Raw genomic sequence first — 21,363 nt, 5'->3', positions numbered from 1 at the left:
CGGTTTCGATTAGTGAATATTGACGCTGTCGTCTGCGAAGAGCTCGAGTTGCTCGGCCTGCGTACGCGTCTTTCGCATAATGGCGGCCAGGCGGCGCATGTGGTCCCACATGAGACCGTCGAGCGTGGCTGCAGAGACATCGATTGCGCGTGCGAATGCGATGAAACGCGCTTCAAGCTGCCGATAGTGAGTCTCTGGCTGCCAATCTTCCGGGAACAGACCAAGGTGTTGGCCGACTCGAAGAATGTGAATGTCCAGAATCGCAACCTCGCTTTGCGGGCGAAGGTTGCGAACAATCCACGAAGCTGTTTTGAGACCGATGCCCGGCAGCTCATTCAACTGGTCTCGGAAAGCAATGTCGTCATCGGGTGGAGTGAAATCGGCCAGCTGCTCCAGGCAGCCGCTCAGATAGCGCGCCTTCTGTCGTATGAATCGGTATTTGCGCTCGCGACCTTGGAAGATGAACGGTTCGCTCAACGCTTCTTCGAGCTCTTGCGCAGAGGTGCCCGCGCGCAGAAGGTTTCGCTCGCGAACGCGCGAATAGGCAGCCAAGGCCAATTCGGCTGGCATCCCCCAGCCTCCGAGCAGACAAGCAGCAACCTCCTCCTCAAGCGAGCGGCCGAGGCGAAAATCGCAGAAGGTGCCGGATTCCGTGTGTTGCCAAGCTTGCCCGCGCCAGTAAGCGGGGGTCATCAGCTCATCGAACGCTCCCCAACAGATGCCAGGGAGCACTTCTTCATGCACTGATGGTAGGGTCAGCTCGCGGAACTCCCCCGCGATATGGGCGTACATGGTTTGCATTCTGGACCGGTGCTTGTCTGGTATTCTCGTGCGCAGCTGGAGTGCATCCGCAGGGCGTCGCATCATACATCAGTCCTTCCGCGACTCGATAGACGGGTCGCTGCCTACGCAGTATAGGAAAAAAATATTTCGATTCGCGGATTTCCGCTCGTCGCCCAACGAGAGCCGCGAGGCCGCGGAAAACGACGCTCATGCGGCAGATGGTCACAGCACAAACCATCGCCAGCAGTTAGTTCGAACCCCAATTTTTATCTCTTCCCGCGGTATAGCTGCAGTCCGACAAAGGCGCAAGCACAGTGGCGAACATCGAGCATCATCAGGCCGCGTTGGCGAATTGTTAGCGTAGCGTGGTCTGAAAGGTCATCCGTGATAGCCGCGAACGACAGCAGGTCCGACTCACCAGGTTTGGTCCATCGCGACCACAGACAGGCGACGTACATCAGTTGCCGGTGGCAGGGGCGAAACTCGAGAACGACGTTCTCGTCCTTGTTGCGCGTCTCCAGCAACCGGCGCGAAGCGCTCTGGGCGTCAGTCGCCTCAGTGCCCGACCGCGACATCCTCGCCGATGCGCGCGTCGACGACGGGACGCCGGTGCTCGGCGCCCCGTCGGAAGGTGAATGCATCGTCGCAGACTACAGCTCGATGAGCCTCATGCTCGGTCGGCATCCGCTTTCCTTGCTGCGGCCGGTGCTTCTCGACCAACACCTTGTGCCGGCAGCAACGCTCATGACATATCGGAACGGCAGACTCGCGCGTGGATGCGGAATCGTCACGGTGCGTCAGCGCCCTAGGACCGACCGCAAAGGGCGGGATGTTCGTTACCATCCGGGCAGGTTTATCGCCATAGTGCGGACCAAATAGCTCTCACTTAGGCTTCAAGGTTTCGCGCTGCGACTCAGCATGACTAACGCCGCGCTACCTCTTGCTCGAGCCGTGTGCTTCGGCCAGCCAGTCTCGAATCCGTTGTTGTGCCTCCGCATCCCCGATACCGCGCTGGCCATCGAGCAGGACGAGATGCGGCTCCAGATTGAGAGCGCTCGTGTTCAGGTGATACGCACCGTAAACCGAATCGTCAATCGCGAGCCAGTTTTTGAGACGGTGCCCAAATACGTACGAGCGAATGATGTATGTCCGCGCGGAGCCGTCCTGCACGTAACCGAAACGTGGCCTGATACCCTGAGTTGTCCCGACTACCCGTTTAGCAAGCTGTTGTGGCAGATATGACAAGACCGTTTCCAAAGGCAACGTGCCGAGCCATGAAGTGGTCAGAACAATTTCAACCTCAGGGTAAGGGTCAAGCAGGCTAGCCAGGAGAGGAGGAAATTCGAACGACGGATTCCCGGTGTCGAGCGACACGTGCCCACTTTTATCAAGCAATGCATGGCCACGATGGAGCGCTCCGTCATAATCAACAGTGTCGGTTGGTCCAGGACCAGGGCCTGCGGCTTTAACTCTTTGCGCATGGCGTAGACCTCCGATTCAGGATTGAGCAATCGAAAACGGACATTGGGACCGGCAGACTTCTATCACTTTCCATATCGAGCCCAAACATTGGCCGCGTCCGCCCATCCACAGTGAATCATTGAGCGCAACTGACTTCTCGTCACATCGCTTGTGATGGGGGTTTGCGTCGACGCTTACTTGCGCGCTGCCTCGGACTCGCGTTTCTCGTCATCATCAAAGGATTGACCGTTGGGACCGGGGCAATCAACTCGAGCCAGGACTCGCGGCCTAAGGTGCGTACGACTTCGATAAGCGTGTGCAGCGACGAGCCATTTCCGCTTTCAAGATTTCGCAGCGAACGTACGCTAATGCCCGCTCGTGCCGCGAGAGTCACTTGGTCGAGGTTTCGATGGAGGCGGAGCGCTTTCAAGCTTTCACCCAATTCAACTTCCCACTCTCGTACCGTTCGGTTGCGCATTGCCGCCCCCCGACATGAAGCCCCATATCGTTAACGCGCGAAATTACAAGCAAGTTTTTGCCTACAAAACTGAAGAACGTCGTGTAACAGGTGAAATGTTGCCGCTTGTTGCGAGCGCGCATCTCTTTCTCCGCTCAGTCATGTCAAGAACGGTCGGAACCCCCTCCATCCCGCCCCGTGGTTTCCTTGTTCCCTACTCGCATCGCCCCCTCCGGAGTGTCATTGCCCCCCTCCTCGAGCAATGAAGCCCCGTCGCCCCCGGTGCCGCAGCACCCGTCGAACGAGACGAACACCTGAACAGGCTACCCTCGTCAATGTAGCGGCGCTTCATGCGGGCAATCACCAGTGAAGCGACGAGCCCGCACAGCGGCACAACCACACCCAGAATGCATATGGTGACGCGATGGAGGTCTTGGCCAAACACACGTTACTCTCGTAAGGCACATGCGGGATGTCATCGGAGATGGCCGAGGAAGCGACACGCAACATCGCTCGTGGCTCCGCGTCGAGGACCATGTTCCCCCGATTACTACCAGGAGTCGAGTCGGGAAACCGCTTCGGCCTGCGCTGCCCAGAGTGCACTGACCAATTGCCTGGCGGTCGTACCCGCCAAGCCTCCCTTTGCGCTCACTGTATTCCGTATGTAACTCGTTGCCCATGGCATGGCTGCCGCCTGGTCTGCATGCACGAATCCAGCACGCTCGAGATGCTCATGTCGAGCACGGGAGGGCATGCACGAGCTGACAACTCACTCCGCTACGCTCAGCTTTCGTGCTCGGTGAGCGAGGTCATGCCGCGTGAACCGCTCTGGCCGAAGACGTTCGGATTGCTGCGCGAGAAAGGGTACGTGCCGCTGCATGTACCGTGCGAAGACTGTTTGAACTACACGGATTTCCCTGGGCGCACATTGCATGCAGGACACCACTGTGGCTGCGGACTCAAGCCTTTGCCGGAAACAACTCGGCTGACGGACGCAAAGGCGGAGGCAGAAATCAGCGTTGCACGTGTCGTATCACTTCTCTTGGAATCTGACTACCATTCACTCACCACTACAAGGACGGCGAGGTGGCTGAAGCGGTCAAGCGCAAAGCCGAGCGGCTAAAATCGCGTACCTGACACGAGATATTCGAAATGAGCGATTTTGATTCGAAGCGACGACAGCGTTTTCTAGGCGAGGACTACTTCAAGTGGCTGCTGGCCTCCTTTTCTGAAAACATCGCGAGTTGGGAAGACAGGCTGACCCCTATCGGCGATACTGAAAATGAGAGGAAGGCGCTGACCAGAGGCATTGTTGCCTCCGACAGCTATCGTCGCTTTCTGCTCATGTACACGGGCGGCGCGGACATCAGCCTGCTAAGAGACGAATTCGATTCGGTGGTCTCCGCATTCGAACAACTCACGATAGCCGAGCGCGTGCATCAGGCAGATGATCGGCAGCCGCCGCTCGCGTTCAGTGAAATCGGCGATTATGAGACCGCGATGCAGCTGATTGGCTTTTGCTACCTGCTGCATCGGCGTGACTTGCTGCCGCGCATCGTCGCGATGTTCGACCCGGCCTACCGCGGGAAGGACACACTCTACGAAGACCTGCTCGCGTATGAACTCGAGGGGCGTGTTGACGTCGACAGCTGGTTTCACGATGTTCCGTATCGGCCGCTCGTCTTCAGCCTTTACCGCGAAGCGAAACAGGAGTGTGTCGACGACATCACGCAATATCTCGAAGCCTGGTATCCGGGCATGGCCGCAGCGGTGTGGCATGACGGCCACCTCGAAGCACAGAAGGGCGACAAGGGGACGTACGTTGGCTATTGGGCAATCGAAGCCGCAGCGGTTGCCTATCTGCTGGAACTGGACGACAGTTCCTTCCGGGACCATCTGCTGTATCCGAAGGACCTAGCCGACTTTGCGCGCAACTTCGACCCCGCGAAGGGGAATCCGCCGGCACTTCAGAACAAAGGGCCGAAGACAGTGCGTACCGGTCAGGTATGCCCGGAGACCGGTATCTGGAAAGCACAGGGCCACCATGTGCCCGGCGTGATGGTGCAACAGGGCGAGCGCATGCCAGAAGTGTTCGCTCCGGACAGGTCAGGTGCATACCGCTCCCAACCTGCGCTCTGGGAGTTTGAACGCAAGGCCTGACGCATAGACGAGTTCTCCAAGCCACACGCGCAAATTTTGATGCGCGCGGTCTTGCCGAACTTAACGCCTTACTTTGCGATGAGGAAACGGTCGCGATTCTTTGCGTCGTGAATCCAGAGCGGAGCACGACCGCGCCCAGACCACGTCTCGCCAGTCTTCGGACGGAGCCTCGCACACACCGAGGCTCTGTGCGAGGCCGGCCGTAACCGAAACTATTGGAAAAACGAGGGTACCGATATTCAAGACGTGCACGCAAACACCGACCGGCTTGGGTGTGGCCGGGCAAGCCGAGGAAATCATTGATTTTCCAACGAAATCTGCGTTAGACCAGAACTGATGGCGACGTGCAACTAAAACTAATGAAACTCAGCACGCGCTCAACTACAACCTCGTTTCGACAGAGCGCAAGCAACGCGCAAAGCAGGACACTCAATAATTGGTTTGCGCGCCCCGCCATCCGGTAATGCATACGCCGGAGGAGGATTCCCACGTCGTCGAACTCGACGAAAACCGACTACGTTCCGGGAAGCCGATATATTCGCCTTTTAGCCGGGCCAGTCATCGACGGGAATGAACTGCATGTGCTTCGTTCCAGCGACAACAGTATCCAGGAATGCCGGGAATCCATCTGCTACACAGTACAGGTTGCCGCATTCGGCCACCTTTGCGATATCCGGCTTGGCGGTGTCGCCGGCATGCAGATTGGTTCTATCCCAATAAAGAACCTTTCGAGCATCGCCGAACTTCGCAAGCGCATAGTAATTTCCACCCGGGTCATCGCCGATCACGAAGAATTCATTCAGGAACCCGACCTCATCCCTGACGCGCTCATTCTGCTCAATCAGATCAAAATTATCATTATTGGCAGCGAGCCCAAACAATGACGAAAAGGAGATCACTCCGTTATCGACACCCGAGAAATCGAGATCGAGATAATCGGCGCCACTGACAAACAAGCCGTTCCACTTCTTCAGAAAATTCGCATATTCCACCGGAATACCGAAACCAATCCGGGATTCCAGCTCAGTAAAAAACGGCGCCGCAGGCTTTACACCATACAGAACTGGCACATTACCTCCTCAACACGACGGTCGATTCTACGATAGCGCAACACCATATGCGATTGAAGCACTACCCTCCGTTCAATTCCCGGAGGCGGCCGAACCGGCCCGGACGAAATGATGTTCCATCCTCGTGCGCAGCACGCCATCGAGCGCGGCAAGTCGATCGCGCAGTCGAACCGCTTGCCCTTCCGTCATTTCCCCGAGAACGATCTTCTGCTCGAGAACGTCACCACAGCGGGCGATGGCCCATCGGTCGACCGTGGCGGTTTCGCCTTCAAGTACGGCAGCCGCTGTCGACACGATGCCGGGATTCAATCCCGAAACGAGATGAACCGTATGCGTGAGCGTGAAACCGGGAAGGAGGTGCGACCAGTCTTCACAGACGGTCTGGCGGGAAGCAGCGGTATCATGGCGCATGATTGCTCCGGTTGAGTGGTTATCGAACCGGTGCCAGCTATGCTGCTCCCGTTTCGTTGCCGTAAATCGGCCGCATCGCCTCAAGGGCGTCCACCTTGCCCGGGAGGGCAGGTTGGCGTCGGATAACCCGACTCTGGATGCTTGGTTTCTCTCGTTCGACATTCCGAACGATGGTTCATTATATCGAAAAGCACGCGTAGCGCAAGAAGTGTCGGGAGAGCGGCACTTTAGCCGGATGACCTCACCGATCCAGCCCTTGTAAGCGACGCGACAGGAAGAGCTGTGTCAGTCCTCCTCACCTCCCTCCAAACACCCCGAAACCTACGCCCTCACGCGATATACCTGTTCTTGATCCGAATATCCCGCCCCTTGAACGGCCCCGTATCGTGCTCATGCAGATGCACGACCACCTGCTTCGGATCGAACAACCTCGACACCTCACGAAAATCCTGGTTCACGCGCTTCATGCCCTCGAACAACTCGCCATGCAGCGCCGCATCGTCAAGCGGCATCCCTACACTGCCCAACGCCCGTTCGAGATGGAGGTGCAGGAAACTCGTCAACTGCGCATCCTCGGTCGTCGCGAGCTGGAACGTGCTGATCGCGTCATGCAGCACCGGCGAAGCGGACAGAACCTGCTCGATGTCGGACGGGAACACCTTCGCGCCATAGAACGGCACGCTCGAATCGTTGCGGCCGTACACGAACAGGAACGGGAAATGGCTGGTCCGCGCGGCAAAATCCTGCAGGCGCATGCCATGTGCCGACAGACGCCTGTTCAGCTCGCGGAATCGATACGTCCCACCCGAATCGCGAATGTTGTACCGGATCTTCGGCGCGGCGCCCGACTGCCTTCCGATAGTCACCAGCAGTTCGCCATCGTCATTCGTTTCGATCACGTAATCGAGCGCGTTGTACTGGAAGATCATCGGCGGCGTATCGCGGCCGAACAGCTCGCGGCACAACTCGGGCCGCGTGAGCAACGCACGCCGCAGGCCGATCGTCGTCGGCGTCTCGACGCCGATGTTGATCTCGAGGTCCGACGCGCCATACGACGAGATCACCGTGCTCGCCTTGCGTAGCAGATGGTCGCGCAACGCTTCCGACAACCCTTCCCCGCCGACGATGAAATCGATGTGGTACGCGCTCAGGTCGAGATCGCATTCGTCGACCACCGAGCGGATGAACGGCGGGTAGCCGAATATCAGGTACTGGTATTTCGGCCCGAACAGCTTCAGCGTGTTGATCAGCTTGGCCTTGTCCGGGCCGATCGACTTCATGATGCCGACGTCGACGAGCGACATCGACACGTTCATGCCGGTCGCCCACGGCCCGAGCGCAAAGCAGTTCAGCAGCATCTTGCCGGAGTCGCGGAACACCAGCTGATAGTTCAGTTGCAGGATGCGCTTGACGTCGCTGCGTTCGGCCGCGCTGCGCACCCAGTTGTTCGGCTGCCCCGTCGACCCCGACGATTCGTCGATGACGACACCCGACTTCGGAATGGCGCCACCGTAGCAGCGCTGCTCGATCGAATAGCGCTTGATGTAATTCTCCTTGGTCATGGCGGGCAGGTCCGACAGCCGCCATGTGCCGCCGGCCTTGTAGCCTTCGGCCTTCAGGAACTCGATGTAGGCCGGGCACGACGTGCTCGCCTTGAGGAACGCGACGCGGGCGCGCATGCGGCCGACATAAGCCAGATAGGGCTGAAAAATCGGCGCGTTGAGGAACACATAGAGACGTCCGTCGACGCTGATCACGCGGCGAAGGAACCAGAGCGTCCAGAGAACGGCTTCGAGAAAAAGGCGAATGAGCGTGTTCATGCGGATCTCGGCGAGTGAGACGGAACCGGCGCATCGACGAGGATGTCGGCAAGCGCCCTGCGTTGGCTTTGCGGCGGCGTACGCGAGTAGCCGACCTTGAACACGAGCCATGCGCGGTCGACTCCGGCATGCGCGCTGAACCACGCGGCGGCGTCGGGGTTCGTGACCAGGTTGCCGTACGGATGCAGGTACAGGCCGAGGCTCGTCAGCGCCAGCCAGAAGCGCAGCAGGAAGCGGCCCGACTCGATCGCCTTCTCCGGATTGAAGAAATCGCCGCTCAACACGCCGATCGCCGGCACATGGCCGAGCTGCGACCGGTACCGGCGCTTGAAATAGAAGCGCGTCGGCTTGAACGTCAGGATCTTCGACAGACGCGCGGACATCCAGAACTCGGCGCGCGACAGATTCATGCAGCGCCAGTCGAGACCGTCGCGATGTCGGGCAGTCGAGCGTTCCGTGAACCGAAACCAGGCCGTGATTTCATCGTGGTAGTCCGCGACGTTCATGTCATGGAACACGGCGTCGATGTTCGCCGCGATGATCGGCTCGATCAGTTCCGCACCCGACAGGTGCGTATATCGATGCCCCCATTCGTCGGCCAGCGCCGCCAGTTGCGTGACGGCGGCATCCGGCACCGGTGTCGGGTCCATCGAAATGCGCGACGTGCGGCGCGCCAGCATCAGCGCAGACGGATCGTCGCGCGACGCATCCGCGTGGGTGTTGGCGACGAGCCGTAACGCAGCGAATGGAATCAGCCCCGGCGGCGTCGGCCGGGACAGGATGGCCGCGAACTCCCGCACCGGGCGATGCAGTTGCCATTCGATGCGCAAGCCATGCGGTGCCGCGAGCAGATCGATCGCGTCGATGAACATGCCCATCGCGGACAGCAGGAACGCGCCGGTCGTGTCTTCTTTCGGCAGCGTGCGCGTGCCGTCGATGAACAGCTCGGCGTAATCGTCCGAGATCAGTTGCACCCGCCATGGCTGAACGTTGTGCGGCGACGGTGCGTGTCGGGCCACGGACAGGATCGTGTGCCAGACAGTAAAGCTTTCTGTGGGAATCCCCGGCATATCTCGTGGCTTCCTTGTTGTTGTGCGGCTGATTGCCGTTGTGGCGCGAGAACCGGCCCCTCTCAAGACCGGGTGAAGCTGTGCGCATCTTACATGAGGGCCGAGGCAGCCTCATGGATGCACGGGCGGCAGATCGGCGGCGACGCAACTGTCCGCGCCCCGCAGCATCGTCCTTCGTCGCATGCGGGGCCTCGTGGCCGGTTGAAGCTCCGCTCGAGAAACCCGCTACTTCGACAAATGCAGCTTCTTCGACACGACGATGCCGCTCGACTGACTCACCAGCGAGATGTCACGGATATCCATGTGCAACGTGGAGATCCTCGTCGTGATGTCGGTCGGCTCGTCGATACTCGGATCGACATGCTCGGTTTGTTCCGTCAGGTAAGGCCGAACCAGCCGCCCGGAGAAAACGAGTGCGAATTCGCCACCCGCTCGTGCGTGCTCGGCGGGCGATAGCCGCATGCGGCTACGAATTGCGGTCTTTTTACCTTGGCCGGAATCGAGTTCGATGATGTCGACGTGCTGGATGTACCCTTTCGCCTTCGCTTCGGGCGCAATCACGAGCCCGCGCCCTCGCGGCCCCGTCGTGACTTTTCCGAGCAGGATGCCCGCGCGGTCGTTGCGCTCTGCGTCGAACAGGTCGACGTCCAGCGTCAACAGGTGCCGGCGTGACGAGTACCTCAGCCCGTACCGCACCGGCACCACGAACGTCACGTCACGATCCAGATCGACGGACGCCAGGTCGGGATTCGGGCCATGCCGGTCGACGGCGCTGGAGACCAGGCCGCGAACCCGGTCGGGCAACGAAGGTGAGTGGGTATTGACGTGCAGCTTCTTCAGCGCATCCCGGATTGCAACCGGGTCGTCGCCGGTTATCGGTCGTGCCGGCGACGTGTCGTGACTGACCGCCGACGCGATGCGCGCCGTGCCGTCCACAGCCTCCGCCGCTGCATGCGCCGCGACCGGCGCCAGCATCATCGTCAGGGCGACGACGCACGCGAAGTTCGAGCGACCCAATGTGGATTTCCGGTAAAACACGACGAACTCCCGAGTTTCTTGCAGATCGATCAACGACGTGCACTATAGGGTGGAATGATCGGCAACACACCCGCCGTTTGACATTCACGGATGGCCGGCGCGCCCATCATGGGTTCGTCGTCGGCACGGCGGCAGGCCAACGAACACACTACCGTGTTGCCCGCGCGACAACAACCGGCGGGAAACGCGAAGCGCCCCCCCGTCAGGAATCCGCACACTCATCCCCGCCCGTCCTCGCGCCGATACTCCGCCGGCGCCTTCCCCACCAGCTTCCGGAAGTCGCGCGTGAAGTGCGCCTGATCGAAATATCCCAACGCCTGGGCCAGCTCCGCGAGATCGACCGCCTCGCCGCCCGCGAGCTTGTCCGCGGCTTCGTGCAGGCGATAACGACGGATCACCCATTTGGGCGTCACCCCGACATGGCTGGAAAAGAGCTGCTGCAACGTGCGTTCGCTCAACCCCGCGCGCTCGGCCAGGTCGCGCACCTGCGTGAGCCCGATGTCCTGTTGCAGCATCTGCAAGATGGCATGAATACGCTCGACCTGCGGATCGGGCGGCGGCAGCACCCGCAACAGCAGCGCCTCGGCCGCCGCCACCATCCCGGCATCGTCCCCGGCGCCGAGCACGGCCGCTTCGGCTTCCGCATCGCCGCAGTCGAACAGCGTCGACACCGGCAGCACCTTGTCGGTCGTCAAATGCACCGGTTTGCCGATAAACGCCCGGAACGCGCCCGGCCGGAACCGCATGCCGATCACCCTGCCGGCGCCCGCGAGCGTCGTCTCGAACGCCCCCGACACCACACCGAAGATCCCCGTCTGCCGCCGGTCGAACACCACATTCACGCACGGATACGGCAGTGTGCGCTGCACGTAAGGCGGCTGGCCGCGCAGATCCCATTCGACGATCCAGTGGTGATCCAGCACCCCGGCCAGTTCGGCTCGCGGGTAATAGCGATTGAGACGGAAGCGCTGATTGATCGCCTTCGGGCCGACCACGCCCTTGGGCGTGTCGGTCACGTTACGCAGGTCGGCCATGGTCGGGGAACCGTTGAGGTGAAGGCGCAATGATGCACCGCCACAGCGGGTTTTTCCAAGACGAGGGGGCGCAACCGTCCTACATTCGAATCCCTGCCGACGAACGCACCACCGGAGCCCGCCATGCCGCAAGACCGTCACCTGATCCTGTTCCACTCTCCGCGCAGCCGCTCGGCCGGCGTGCGGATGCTGCTCGAGGAACTGGGCGCCGCCTATGAATTACACGCGTTCGATCTCTCCACCGGAAAACACCGCGACGCCGAATACCTGCGCATCAATCCGCTGGGCAAGGTTCCCGCGCTGCGTCACGGCGACGTGATCGTCACCGAGCAGGCGGCCGTCTACATGTACGCGGCCGAACTGTATCCGGAAGCCGGCCTGTCGCCGGCGCCGGGCGATTCGCTGCGCGGCCCCTATCTGCGCTGGATGACGTTCTATGGTTCGTGTTTCGAGCCGGCCGTCGTCGACCGATCGATGAATCGCCCGCCCGCGCCCTACTCGACGTCGCCCTACGGCGACTTCGATACCGTCGTCGACACAATCGATGCGCAACTGGCGAAGGGGCCTTACCTGCTGGGCGAGCGCTTTACCGCCGTCGACGTGCTGTGGGGCTCGGCGCTGAACTGGACCACGATGTTCAAGCTGGTGCCCGAGACGCCGCGCATTCGCGCCTACATCGACCGCGTGCTAACACGCCCGGCCATCCAGCGCGCGCAGGCGGCAGATGCCGCGCTGGCGGCGGAACAGGACAAGGCCAAAGAGGCGGCCGCAGCGGCGGGGTAATCCATTGGCGGGCCGACCTTGGCACCGGATCCGCCCGCCGCCCCGTTAAAACACCGTATGCAGCCCCACCCGCGCCACCGTCTGGTTCGCTGAACCTGAAGCCCCGTTCGGATCGAGCACGCCATTGACCTGTGCATTCGCGCCGCTGTTCGCGCGTTGGCAGTCGGCCGACACATAAACCATCGTCCGCTTCGAAAACAGGTACTGAAGCGCCACACTGACCTGATGCGCGTGGTTGTCGTTCACCGCTTCGTTGCCCTTCATGTACATGTACTTCGCGCCCAGCACGACATCGGGCCTGATGTGCCACAGCCCGCCGGTCTCCGCCATCCACACGCCGGCATCGTTGAACGCGTTGCGCACGGTCGTCACCAGCGCACTCGCAGTCACGGCGCCGAAGTCGTAATGCATCCCGACACCCCAGTTGCGCACGCTGGTGGACGGCACGCCAGGCGCGGGACCGTACTTCTCGTTCGTGTAGGCCGCACCGATCCCGAACGCCCCCATCTCGTAGCTCACCCCGGCGCTGACCGCATTGTCCGCGCCGACCGAGCCGGCCACCCCGCCGAACGCGTACATCACGCCGCCGGAAAAACCCGCGATCGTCGGCGAACTGTACTTGACGGAATTCGCGATCGGCTTGCTGCCTGCCGTGCGATCCCAATCGAACGCACCGGTCGGATTGTCCGGCAGCGCGAGACGCTGGAACGGGCCGTTGCGAAAGCCGTACAGCCCCGAGATATCCCGTGCGATCGCATTGCCCTTCGAAAAGAGCGAATCCACCATGAAGTCGTACTGGTTGCCCAGCGTGATGCTGCCGAACCGGTTGCTTTCCAGGCCCACATACGCGTTGCGTCCGAAAATCCCCGTCCCGACGATGCTGCCGTTCGCCATCGAGAACTGGTTCACGAGCGCGAACGTCGCGCGATACCCGCCACCGAGGTCCTCAGTCCCGCGAAAGCCGAAGAGATTGGGCGCGAATATGCCGTCGTCGAACTTGACGTTCTTTCCGCCGCCCTCGTTGCTGACATAAGAAATGCCCGCGTCGATCAGACCGAACATCGTCACGCTGCTCTGCGCCGATGCGCCGTGCGCCACGGCAAGCATCATCACTGCTCCAAACCTGAGTTTCATGTCGTCTCCGTCTTTTTTATGAAAATGCGAGGCCGCCACCCGCTACGTGGCGGGTGCTCGCTCGGTGCTTCAAAGGAAATTGCGTTCATTCAGGCGGAATCGAACAGCGCCTGAATCATTGTTAGCTTTACTGATTGATAAACTCGATGACAACCACATCAATCGGCCCCGCTCGTACTCATCGAAACGCCCGAATCAAGCGTCCCGATGGATGATCCACGCGGTGGAATCCACCTCGACTGTCACGGCCTCCAGCGCCGAACCCGAGCAAGGCCCGTCGATACACACGCCATCGTCGAACCGGAACAGCGCGCTGTGATGGGCGCACATCAACACCTGAGACCGGTAACAGGAAACGCTACCCGGGACGAAATCGAGCGGCACCGAGAAGTGCGGGCAGCGATTCACGTACGCCCACACCTGCCCGCCGCGTCTCACGACGATCACGGGGCGTCCGATGCAGGCCTCGTCGACGACCCGCGCGCCGCCGTCGGGCACATCGGAAAAACGGCAGAGTTGTCGGGCTTCCATGTCTCACACCCGCTGCTCGGGATTGCCGAGGCTCCAGTCCCACGGCCGCACTTCGACGTGCGAAAACAGCCCTTCCTTCACGTACGGATCGTTGCCGACGAACTGCATCACCGCGTGAATGTCGTCCGCCTCCACGACGAGCAGCGTGCCGTTCATCGCGTCGCCGTGCGGGTCCAGCGTCGGTCCGCCGAGCCGCACGACCACGCCGTGCTGGTCGGCCGAGCGCAGGTAGGTTCGATGAATCGGCCGCATGCGGTCGCGCACGTCGCGCATGCCCGGCTGGTCCGTCGCAAACACCGCAAAAAATCGCGCCATGTCGATCAACTCCGGTCGAGGACGAACGCGCGAAGAGGCCGTACGACGCACCGCACGCGCAGGCGCGCGTCTGGCGTGCCGTCGAAGCCGGCGGCGACCTGCCCGGTCAACCCGGCATCGCCGTCATGGTGGTCATCGCTCATGTCTGTCTCCATTGACGCGCGAGCCGCTCACCGCGGCGCGCGTCCTTCCCATGCATCCTGAAGCAGCGCGCGAATCGCCGCGCGCTCGATCGGCCGCGGGTTCGCATACGGATTGCGACAGGCGAGGTCGGCCGCTTCGTCGAGACCGCTCTCCGGCATCCCGAGGTCGGCAAGCGCCGGTGCGATGCCGAGCCGCGCGTTCAGCGCGAACAGCTGCGGGCCGGCTTCGGCTGCGTCGTTCCCGCCCAGGGCGCGCGCCACGCGGCGCAGCGCATCGGGCGCGGCGGCATGGTTGTAGTGCGCGGTATGCGGCAGCATCGCCGCATGCGTCTGCGCGTGCGGCAGGTTGAAGGTGCCGCCGAGCGTGTGGCACAGCTTGTGGTGCAGCGCCATGCCGACCGCGCCCAGGCAGGTTCCGGCGAGCCACGCGCCGTACAACGCGCGGCTGCGCATCGCGCGATGTTCCGGATCGCGCACGATCACGGGCAACGCTTCACCGAGCGCGCGGATCGACTCTTCCGCCATCAGGCTGATCACCGGGTTCGCGTCTTCCGCATAGAGCGCCTCGACGGCGTGCGCCATCGCATTGATGCCCGACGCCGCGGAAATGTCCGGCGGCAGCGACACCGTCAACGACGGGTCGTAGATCACCGTACGCGGCAGCACCCGTGCGTCGCGCCCGGTGCGCTTCAGCCGGCCTTCCGTGAGCCCGAAGATCGGCGTCATTTCCGAGCCGGCGTACGTCGTCGGCACGGCGAGGATCGGCAACACCGACTCGAGCGCAATGGCCTTGCCGAGCCCGATCGTCGAGCCGCCGCCGATCGCGACGCAGCAGTCCGCGTCCAGCTCGCCGGCCATCTCGCGGGCGGCATGCGCGACCTCGACCGGCACGTGCATGACCGCCTGCGCACAGATGCCGGCCGCACGCTCGCCCAGGATCGCCTCCACGCGCTCGGCGAGCGGCCGCTGCTCGGGCGTGGACAAGACAAGCGCGCGGCGGGCGCCGAGCGTCGACAGCTCGTCCGGCAGCCGCGCGAGTGCGCCCCATTCGAACACCACGCGGGAAGGCGTGCCCTGATAGACGAAGCGATCCATGGAAAACCTCAGCGCTTGAAGTGCGGCGGCACGTTGCCGTCGACGTTGACCCACACCGATCGCGCTTCCGTGTAGTCGTGCATGGCCTCGAAGCCCATCTCGCGGCCATAACCCGACTTGCCGACGCCGCCGAACGGGCTGCCCGGATTGACGCGCTTGTAGCAGTTGATCCAGCACATGCCTGCGTTGATCCGCGATGCCATCCGGTGCGCGCGCGAGAGGTCCTTCGTCCAGAGGCCGCTGCCCAGCCCGTATTCCGTCGCGTTGGCGATGGCCAGCGCTTCGTCGTCGCTGCCGAAGCGCAGCACCGTGACGAACGGGCCGAACACTTCCTCCTGCGCGACGCGATCAGCCGCGCTCCTCGCTTCGATGACCGTCGGGCGCACGTAGTAGCCGCCGGCGAGCGCCGGGTCCTGCGGCGCGCTGCCGCCGGTGAGTACGCGGCCGCCCTGCTCGCGCGCGACGTCGACGTACGACAGCACGCGATCGAGGTGTTGCTTCGAGGTCAGCGGCCCCATCTCGGTATCGGCGTCGAGCGGGTTGCCGATGCGGATCGACGACGCGAGCGCGACGAATCGCTCGAGGAATTCATCCGCGATGCGTTCGTGCAGCACGAGACGCGAACCCGCGATGCACGCCTGCCCCTGGTTATGGACGATCGCCCATGCGGCGCCGTTGATGGCCGCGTCGAGGTCGGCATCGTCGAAGACGAGGTTGGCGCCCTTGCCGCCCAGTTCGAGCTGCACGCGCTTCAGGTTGCCCTGCGACGCTTCGACGATCCGGCGGCCGGTGGCCGTCGATCCCGTGAACGCGATCTTGCCGACCCCCGGATGTTCGGCGAGCCGCTGGCCGGCCGTATGCCCGTAGCCGGGGACGATATTGACGACACCGGCGGGGAACCCGACCTCGGCCATCAGCTCGACGATGCGCAACGTCGACAGCGGCGTGATCTCCGACGGCTTGAGCACGACGGTGTTGCCGGCGGCAAGTGCCGGGCCCATTTTCCAGCTCGTGAACATCAGCGGAAAATTCCACGGCACGATCTGGCCGACCACGCCGATCGGCGCGCGCTGCACGTAGTTCAGGAAGCCGGTCTCGACCGGAATCACCGAGCCTTGCAGCTTGTCGGCCATGCCGCCGAAGTAGCGGAAGCAGGCGGCCGTGCGCGGCACGTCGAGCGCACGCGAATCGCGGATCGGATGGCCGGTGTCCAGCGATTCGAGCTGCGCCAGCTCCTCCGCGTTGGCCTCGATGGCGTCGGCGAGGCGCAGCAACAACCGGCCGCGCTCGGCGGCCGGCAGGGCCGACCATTTGGGAAACGCGCGCGTGGCGGCTTCGACGGCGAGATCGACATCCGCCGCGTCGGCTGCCGCGATCTTCGTGATGACGGAGCCGTCGTGCGGGTTCAGCACGTCGATCGTGCCGCGGTCGACGGCGTCAACGAAACGCCCGTCGATGAAGAGTTGGGTTTGCATGAATCGTCCTCGGTACAGTGCTGAAGCAGAAGCGGCTGCGTTGCTCAGAACGCGATCGGATACGGCGCGAGCTCACCGCTCTCGTAGCGTTGCGGCAGGTCCGGCGTCGCGTTCTCCCAGACGAGCAGCATCGAGCGCTTCGTCGAATAGCCTTGATGCCGGATGTCGGCGGGCATCGCGCAGATGTCGCCGGCGCGCATCGTGACGCGTGCGCGCGGTGCGCCGGTGTTCTTGTCGCCGATGTCCCACACGATTTCGTCGGACAGTTGCAGGAACCATTCGACGCGGTCGTTGCCATGGAACACCGGCAGGATGAATTCCTCGGTGGTCGGGCAGAACAGGCTGCGCCCGCAGACCGACGTGACCGACGGATTCCACGTGACGTCCGAACGCGACAGGTACTTGAACAGGTTGAACCCGTGCAGTTCGCCTTCGAAGCCCGGCTCGACATGCACCTCCGGTTCGTCCTGCGCGACGTCGAGGAACGCGCGGTTGACCGGCAGGTCGTCGCGCAGCGGCGAGTCGCCCTCGAGGCCCGGCATGCGGCGCGTCGCGATGCGCGTGCGCTCGATCGCCGCGCCGTTGTCGCCGTGCTTGCGCCCGAACGCCGTGCCCGTTTCCTCGGGCGCCGCGAACGGATCGAAGCCTTCGTTCGTCCAGTCGTGCAGCATCGCCTTGAAGGTCGCCATGATCGTGGGCGTTTCGAAGGTCTCGGTGTAGTCGACCCCGGCGTCCTTCAGGATGCCGTTGAACGTGCCCGCATACATGTCCACCTTGCCGTAGTGATTGCGCGTGCCGAACACGTGGTCGAAATTCACCCAGCCGTAGAAGAAGCCCCACGCCACGTCGCGCATCATCGCGCGCAGGAACGCGTCCGCCGGCATCGCATGCGTGCGGGTCCGGCCTTTCGCGGGCCAGCTGATCTTCACGAAGTATTCGTCGCGCTGGAACGCGAATTCGCCGAGCTGGAAGCGGCGGTAGCCGGTGACGGCATCGGCTTCGGTCGATCGCACCAGATCGGCGGCAAAGCCTGTGGAAAGGTCGAGGGTGTCGAGGGTGGCCATAACGTGTCTCCTGGGAATGTCGAATGAGGTCGGACGAATCAGTGCAGGCAGATCTCGGCCCACTTCTCCACGGACAGCTCGCCAAGGACGGTCTGCACCAGCGCGACGCCCGGCCGGCTCGCGGTGAAGCGGTATGCACAACCGGCCGGCAGCAGCGCCTGATGGCCCTTGCGCAGCACGACATACCCCATCTTGCGGCCGGCCGGCTGGGCGCCGGCGCTCACGGTGCCGCGCCCCGGTTTCGGCGGCGAATCGAGCTTGATGAAGTCGATCCGGACCTCGCCGTCCATCTGGATCACGAACTCGTCGTGCGGGCACGCGAACCACGGCGACTGGCCGTCGGTCCGCAGCACTTCGATCACGTATTCGAGGTTCTTGCCGGCGACGACCTTTTCATACGGCGCCGATTTCGATGCGACCTCGAACACGTTCGAGAACGCGTAGTGCCGGGCGCTGCCGCTGGTGATTTCGATCTCGCCCTTGCGGTAATGGTCGAGCGAGCCAAAGACGGTGTGGAATGCCGTGTCGGTCATTGCTGTCTCCTGAGTTGAACTGCTTGTTGGATTCAACTCTAGGGGCAACGCACAGCAGCAACAAGGCAACGGACGGCGATTACGGCATTTGCGTTTCGCGAATAATCCGCACGGCTCAACGCACCCAGCCGCGCTCCAGCAGGGGACGATCCCACGGGGATTCGTCGCCGATATATTCCGCGAGGAATTCGACCAGCGCCTTCACCTTCAGCGCCTGTCGCTGCGTTGCGGGATAAACGGCGGCAAAGTTCAGCGGCGCGAGTTGATAGTCGGTCAGGATCGGTACCAGGCGGCCCGCGACGAGCGCATCGCTCGCCACCAGAGTGGGCAGGCACACGACGCCACCGCCGGTCAGCGCGTATTCGCGCAGCAGGTGGACGGAGTTCGAGCGGATCATGCCCGGCAGCTCCATTTCGACGACCTCGTCGCCGCGCGTCATCGTCCAGCGGTTGCGCGACGGATAACCCGAATACAGCGCGGTGGTGTGCTGCAGCAGGTCGCGCGGATGTTGTGGTGCACCATGCGCGTCGAGGTAAGCGGGCGACGCGCAAAAGAGGCGCCTGACGGTGAACAGGCGCCGTTCGATCAGCGACTCGGAGATCGGCGGAAAGATCTGGAACGCGATGTCGAACCCTTCTTCGACGGGGTCCACCACACGGTCGTTGACGATGACGTCGATCTGGATGCCCGGGTAGCGCCGGTTGAATTCCATCAGCGGCGCGCCGAAATGATCGAGGGCGAAACCGGGCAGCATCTGGATGCGCAGCCGCCCGGTGGGCGTGGCGCGCAGCTCGCGCATCTGGTCCGTCAGCTCGTTGACGCGCCCCACGACCTCCGCGCACTCGCGATAAAACGCCTCGCCCACTTCCGACAGGCGCACGTGGCGCGTGCTGCGATGAAACAGCGGCGCGTTGACGAACTTCTCGAGCTGCTGGATGCGGTTCGTGACGACCGAGCTGGTCACGCCGAGCTGCCGCGCCGCCTCGGCGAAGCTGCTCGCCTCCGCCACCCTGACGAATGCCTCGATGCTCAGAAACCGGTCCATGTCGCGCCCTTTTTCGACAGCGAAACCGGCAGTCTACCCGTGCGGATATCGGGTTGTGTCATGCGGGAGGCGTCACTGTGTCACCCAATCGATGTCAATCGCCGGCGGCGGCACCCGCCGCATGCCGCATGCCCTGCCCTGCCTTGTTCGCGCGGGCCTTACCGCGACTGCTCGCCGGCTGCCAGTTCCGGCTGCACGGCCACGCGGCGCTGCAGCACGGCCGGCGCGGTTTCCTTCAGCAGCAGGCTGACCAGGATGCCCAGCACGACCGCACACATCGGCAGCCACAGAATGTTCTGGATGCCAAAGTGTGCGGCGACGTAGCCGCCCAGCGCCGGCGCGATGCCGCCGCCGAAGATCTCGCCGACACCCACCACCACGCCGATCGACGTCGACACGAGCCCGACGGACGCGGCCTCCGTCGCCACCGGGCCGGACAGCAGCGACACCAGGCCGAGCGTGAAGAACGACGCGACGAACAGCACCCCGAACAATGCGAACGGCTCCGGGCCGAGGCCGCGGAACAGATAGAGCATCACGGCCGTTCCCGCGAAGCCGACGATGCTCGCGAGACGGCGTCCGACCAGGTCGGACAGGCCCGGCAGCCCGAACTGCCCGAGAAAGCCGCCGAAGCCGATCGCCGACACGACGAGGCCCATCTTCTGCGTGCCGAGCGCCAGGTAGTCGGTCAGGTACAGCGGCAGCAGCGCACCGAGCACGAATACGCCCGTCATCGCGCAGCACAGTGCGGCCATCGCCACGAGGATGTTGCGGCTCCTGAGCACATGGCCGAGCGATGCCGGCGCATGTTCCGATGCGACTTCCTTCGCGACTTTCGGCTCGCGGATCACGAAGAACATGATCGCGCCGAGGATCAGGCCGGGAACGGCCACGAGCGCAAACACCCAGCGCCACGACACGAAACCGAGCAGCTGCGTCGCGATGATCGGCGACAGCGCGAGCCCGAACAGTGCGAAGCCGCTTTGCTGCAGGCCGAGGTTCAGCCCGCGCCGCCGCGGATGCGACGCGTCGGCGGTCGCGGCAAAGCTCGTCGGGCAGAACGAGCCCTCCGCGACACCCATCAGGCCGCGAATCGCCATCAGCCCGAGCAGCCCGCCCGCGAGCCCCGAGAAACCCGACAGCAGCGAGAACGCGATGATGGCCGGAATCAGCACCTTCCTGCGGCCGACCTTGTCGGAGATGCCGCCCATCAGCGCCGCGAAGATGCCCCACGACAGGCCGAGCACGCCGATGCAGTTGCCGACGTCCTGCGCGTTCAGGTTGAGGTCCTTCATGATCGAAGGGAACAGCGGCGCGATCAGCCAGCGGTCGAGGCCGACCAGCCCGAAGCCGAGCGCCAGCAGCGTGACCGCTTTCCACTCATAGGAGGTATCCCACTCGTTTGCTTTCATTTCCGTCTCCGTGGACACAGGTTCGCCTGCGCGCGACGGAGCGCCTGCGCATCAGCCAGGTCCGATGGTTTTTGTGTGCGATGTGAATCGCCGGGAAGCGCCGGCTTCCACTCCGGTTCGACGTATCGAATCCGGCGAGCCGACGGCACAACGATAGGTGCAACGCCAGGGATCGGGTATCGAACGGGCGGCGAACGCGCCATTCGCGATATGCAAATAATCGGCGGCGGTGGGCGGAAGTGACGGTGGGAAGGCGCGGAAGGAACGGCCGTGGGGATGACGTGACGCGCGATTGTGCGTCTCAAGGGAAATCCCTCATGGACATCCGGATGACCGGGGCCTGGTTCGCTCACGCCCGGCATGCGCCCGATCCGGCGAGGCCGGACGATACGTGCGGGCAACACATTTCGTATGACAAAAGATGCGTTTTCGATCTTCGCGCTTACGCAGTTGCGCCATGGCGAGCTGTGAAGGAGCCCGCCTTCCACACTATCAAACCAAAAACGGCAAAACTGCTGTCAAGCAGATA

21 protein-coding genes, 3 pseudogenes and 1 riboswitch are annotated in these 21,363 nt (G+C 62.9%); of the genes and pseudogenes, 3 read left to right on the top strand and 21 right to left on the bottom strand.

Going from position 1 to position 21,363, the window contains the following annotated elements; all coding sequences use genetic code 11:
* Nucleotides 1–9 precede the first annotated feature (9 nt).
* Both DPV79_RS26900 and DPV79_RS43885 read right to left on the bottom strand, forming a co-directional pair.
* Complete coding sequence (locus DPV79_RS26900; protein WP_208866751.1) at nt 10–792, bottom strand: 8-oxoguanine DNA glycosylase; 783 nt, start codon at nt 790–792, stop codon at nt 10–12.
* 368 nt (nt 793–1,160) lie between these two features.
* Nucleotides 1,161–1,292, bottom strand: a pseudogene (locus tag DPV79_RS43885) (SOS response-associated peptidase family protein); the annotation flags it as partial.
* A 10-nt stretch (nt 1,293–1,302) separates the two neighbouring features.
* Here DPV79_RS43885 and DPV79_RS43455 point away from each other — a divergent pair.
* Nucleotides 1,303–1,627, top strand: a pseudogene (locus DPV79_RS43455) (error-prone DNA polymerase); the annotation flags it as partial.
* Nucleotides 1,628–1,716: 89 nt separating this feature from the next.
* On the opposite strand, the gene DPV79_RS26890 reads toward DPV79_RS43455, so the two are convergent.
* Complete coding sequence (locus tag DPV79_RS26890; protein WP_113046903.1) at nt 1,717–2,280, bottom strand: HAD domain-containing protein; 564 nt, start codon at nt 2,278–2,280, stop codon at nt 1,717–1,719.
* A gap of 124 nt (nt 2,281–2,404) precedes the next feature.
* A complete protein-coding gene (locus DPV79_RS26885; RefSeq protein ID WP_113046902.1) occupies nt 2,405–2,722 on the bottom strand; it encodes a helix-turn-helix domain-containing protein in 318 nt (105 codons plus the stop codon).
* Nucleotides 2,723–3,853: 1,131 nt separating this feature from the next.
* Here DPV79_RS26885 and DPV79_RS26880 point away from each other — a divergent pair.
* Complete coding sequence (locus DPV79_RS26880; RefSeq protein WP_113046901.1) at nt 3,854–4,861, top strand: PoNe immunity protein domain-containing protein; 1,008 nt, start codon at nt 3,854–3,856, stop codon at nt 4,859–4,861.
* Between the two features lie 68 nt (nt 4,862–4,929).
* Here the strand turns inward: DPV79_RS26880 and DPV79_RS26875 are convergent.
* From DPV79_RS26875 to DPV79_RS26845, 7 genes and pseudogenes are all read right to left on the bottom strand, one after another.
* A pseudogene (locus DPV79_RS26875) lies at nt 4,930–5,025 on the bottom strand (H-NS family nucleoid-associated regulatory protein); the annotation flags it as partial.
* Between the two features lie 381 nt (nt 5,026–5,406).
* Entirely contained in the window at nt 5,407–5,931 is a 525-nt protein-coding gene (locus DPV79_RS26870; RefSeq protein WP_113046899.1) for an SMI1/KNR4 family protein, read from the bottom strand.
* Nucleotides 5,932–6,003: 72 nt separating this feature from the next.
* Nucleotides 6,004–6,342, bottom strand: a complete 339-nt coding sequence (locus DPV79_RS42805; protein ID WP_165843573.1) for a hypothetical protein — start codon at nt 6,340–6,342, stop codon at nt 6,004–6,006.
* Nucleotides 6,343–6,384: 42 nt separating this feature from the next.
* Nucleotides 6,385–6,488: riboswitch (SAM-I-IV-variant riboswitch) on the bottom strand.
* 183 nt (nt 6,489–6,671) lie between these two features.
* A complete protein-coding gene (locus tag DPV79_RS43450; RefSeq protein ID WP_113046898.1) occupies nt 6,672–8,162 on the bottom strand; it encodes a phenylacetate--CoA ligase family protein in 1,491 nt (496 codons plus the stop codon).
* Complete coding sequence (locus tag DPV79_RS26855) at nt 8,159–9,181, bottom strand: nitroreductase family protein (protein WP_165843572.1); 1,023 nt, start codon at nt 9,179–9,181, stop codon at nt 8,159–8,161. Before DPV79_RS26855 ends, DPV79_RS43450 begins: the two co-directional genes overlap by 4 nt.
* Before the next feature lie 276 nt (nt 9,182–9,457).
* Nucleotides 9,458–10,270, bottom strand: a complete 813-nt coding sequence (locus DPV79_RS26850; RefSeq protein ID WP_113046928.1) for a hypothetical protein — start codon at nt 10,268–10,270, stop codon at nt 9,458–9,460.
* A 218-nt stretch (nt 10,271–10,488) separates the two neighbouring features.
* Complete coding sequence (locus tag DPV79_RS26845; protein ID WP_060225250.1) at nt 10,489–11,304, bottom strand: helix-turn-helix domain-containing protein; 816 nt, start codon at nt 11,302–11,304, stop codon at nt 10,489–10,491.
* Nucleotides 11,305–11,427: 123 nt separating this feature from the next.
* On the opposite strand from DPV79_RS26845, the gene DPV79_RS26840 reads away from it, so the two are divergent.
* On the top strand, nt 11,428–12,087 hold the full coding sequence (locus tag DPV79_RS26840; RefSeq protein WP_059589296.1) for a glutathione S-transferase family protein: 660 nt from the start codon (nt 11,428–11,430) through the stop codon (nt 12,085–12,087).
* Nucleotides 12,088–12,132: 45 nt separating this feature from the next.
* Here DPV79_RS26840 and DPV79_RS26835 read toward each other — a convergent pair whose 3' ends face one another.
* The 10 genes from DPV79_RS26835 to DPV79_RS26795 form a co-directional block, all read right to left on the bottom strand.
* Nucleotides 12,133–13,221 carry a porin gene (locus DPV79_RS26835; RefSeq protein WP_113046896.1) on the bottom strand — a complete coding sequence of 363 codons (1,089 nt, stop codon included), beginning with the start codon at nt 13,219–13,221 and terminating at the stop codon, nt 12,133–12,135.
* 195 nt (nt 13,222–13,416) lie between these two features.
* Nucleotides 13,417–13,752, bottom strand: a complete 336-nt coding sequence (locus DPV79_RS26830; protein WP_059688639.1) for a Rieske (2Fe-2S) protein — start codon at nt 13,750–13,752, stop codon at nt 13,417–13,419.
* A gap of 3 nt (nt 13,753–13,755) precedes the next feature.
* Complete coding sequence (locus DPV79_RS26825; RefSeq protein ID WP_021160030.1) at nt 13,756–14,067, bottom strand: YciI family protein; 312 nt, start codon at nt 14,065–14,067, stop codon at nt 13,756–13,758.
* 5 nt (nt 14,068–14,072) lie between these two features.
* Nucleotides 14,073–14,210: a hypothetical protein gene (locus DPV79_RS42800; RefSeq protein WP_165843571.1), complete on the bottom strand. Its 138-nt coding sequence runs from the start codon at nt 14,208–14,210 to the stop codon at nt 14,073–14,075.
* A 27-nt stretch (nt 14,211–14,237) separates the two neighbouring features.
* The gene (locus DPV79_RS26820; RefSeq protein ID WP_113046895.1) at nt 14,238–15,305 is read right to left on the bottom strand and encodes a maleylacetate reductase; all 1,068 of its coding nucleotides are present in this window, start codon (nt 15,303–15,305) and stop codon (nt 14,238–14,240) included.
* 8 nt (nt 15,306–15,313) lie between these two features.
* Nucleotides 15,314–16,780 (bottom strand): aldehyde dehydrogenase family protein, encoded by a 1,467-nt coding sequence (locus DPV79_RS26815; protein WP_113046894.1) that lies wholly within the window; start codon nt 16,778–16,780, stop codon nt 15,314–15,316.
* Nucleotides 16,781–16,824: 44 nt separating this feature from the next.
* Complete coding sequence (locus DPV79_RS26810; protein WP_113046893.1) at nt 16,825–17,844, bottom strand: hydroxyquinol 1,2-dioxygenase; 1,020 nt, start codon at nt 17,842–17,844, stop codon at nt 16,825–16,827.
* A 38-nt stretch (nt 17,845–17,882) separates the two neighbouring features.
* The gene (locus DPV79_RS26805) at nt 17,883–18,377 is read right to left on the bottom strand and encodes a cupin domain-containing protein (RefSeq protein ID WP_021160026.1); all 495 of its coding nucleotides are present in this window, start codon (nt 18,375–18,377) and stop codon (nt 17,883–17,885) included.
* A gap of 115 nt (nt 18,378–18,492) precedes the next feature.
* The gene (locus DPV79_RS26800; RefSeq protein WP_059817496.1) at nt 18,493–19,422 is read right to left on the bottom strand and encodes a LysR family transcriptional regulator; all 930 of its coding nucleotides are present in this window, start codon (nt 19,420–19,422) and stop codon (nt 18,493–18,495) included.
* 158 nt (nt 19,423–19,580) lie between these two features.
* Nucleotides 19,581–20,834: an MFS transporter gene (locus tag DPV79_RS26795; protein ID WP_113046892.1), complete on the bottom strand. Its 1,254-nt coding sequence runs from the start codon at nt 20,832–20,834 to the stop codon at nt 19,581–19,583.
* Nucleotides 20,835–21,363: the final 529 nt, after the last annotated feature.

The organism is Burkholderia reimsis (assembly GCF_003294055.1).
Classification (GTDB): Bacteria; Pseudomonadota; Gammaproteobacteria; order Burkholderiales; family Burkholderiaceae; genus Burkholderia; species Burkholderia cepacia.
The sequence above is the reverse complement of the archived record's forward strand: the minus strand, read 5'-3'. Positions and strand labels throughout refer to the sequence as shown.

Bases quoted from the DNA above. Each gene is read 5' to 3' on its own strand.
- DPV79_RS26830 (WP_059688639.1), bottom strand. From the start codon at position 13,752: ATGGAAGCCCGACAACTCTGCCGTTTTTCCGATGTGCCCGACGGCGGC.
- DPV79_RS26880 (WP_113046901.1), top strand. From the start codon at position 3,854: ATGAGCGATTTTGATTCGAAGCGACGACAGCGTTTTCTAGGCGAGGAC.
- DPV79_RS26795 (WP_113046892.1), bottom strand. From the start codon at position 20,834: ATGAAAGCAAACGAGTGGGATACCTCCTATGAGTGGAAAGCGGTCACG.
- DPV79_RS26900 (WP_208866751.1), bottom strand. From the start codon at position 792: ATGTACGCCCATATCGCGGGGGAGTTCCGCGAGCTGACCCTACCATCA.
- DPV79_RS26810 (WP_113046893.1), bottom strand. From the start codon at position 17,844: ATGGCCACCCTCGACACCCTCGACCTTTCCACAGGCTTTGCCGCCGAT.
- DPV79_RS26800 (WP_059817496.1), bottom strand. From the start codon at position 19,422: ATGGACCGGTTTCTGAGCATCGAGGCATTCGTCAGGGTGGCGGAGGCG.
- DPV79_RS26805 (WP_021160026.1), bottom strand. From the start codon at position 18,377: ATGACCGACACGGCATTCCACACCGTCTTTGGCTCGCTCGACCATTAC.
- DPV79_RS26885 (WP_113046902.1), bottom strand. From the start codon at position 2,722: ATGCGCAACCGAACGGTACGAGAGTGGGAAGTTGAATTGGGTGAAAGC.
- DPV79_RS42805 (WP_165843573.1), bottom strand. From the start codon at position 6,342: ATGCGCCATGATACCGCTGCTTCCCGCCAGACCGTCTGTGAAGACTGG.
- DPV79_RS42800 (WP_165843571.1), bottom strand. From the start codon at position 14,210: ATGAGCGATGACCACCATGACGGCGATGCCGGGTTGACCGGGCAGGTC.
- DPV79_RS26815 (WP_113046894.1), bottom strand. From the start codon at position 16,780: ATGCAAACCCAACTCTTCATCGACGGGCGTTTCGTTGACGCCGTCGAC.
- DPV79_RS43450 (WP_113046898.1), bottom strand. From the start codon at position 8,162: ATGAACACGCTCATTCGCCTTTTTCTCGAAGCCGTTCTCTGGACGCTC.
- DPV79_RS26825 (WP_021160030.1), bottom strand. From the start codon at position 14,067: ATGGCGCGATTTTTTGCGGTGTTTGCGACGGACCAGCCGGGCATGCGC.
- DPV79_RS26840 (WP_059589296.1), top strand. From the start codon at position 11,428: ATGCCGCAAGACCGTCACCTGATCCTGTTCCACTCTCCGCGCAGCCGC.
- DPV79_RS26835 (WP_113046896.1), bottom strand. From the start codon at position 13,221: ATGAAACTCAGGTTTGGAGCAGTGATGATGCTTGCCGTGGCGCACGGC.
- DPV79_RS26820 (WP_113046895.1), bottom strand. From the start codon at position 15,305: ATGGATCGCTTCGTCTATCAGGGCACGCCTTCCCGCGTGGTGTTCGAA.
- DPV79_RS26845 (WP_060225250.1), bottom strand. From the start codon at position 11,304: ATGGCCGACCTGCGTAACGTGACCGACACGCCCAAGGGCGTGGTCGGC.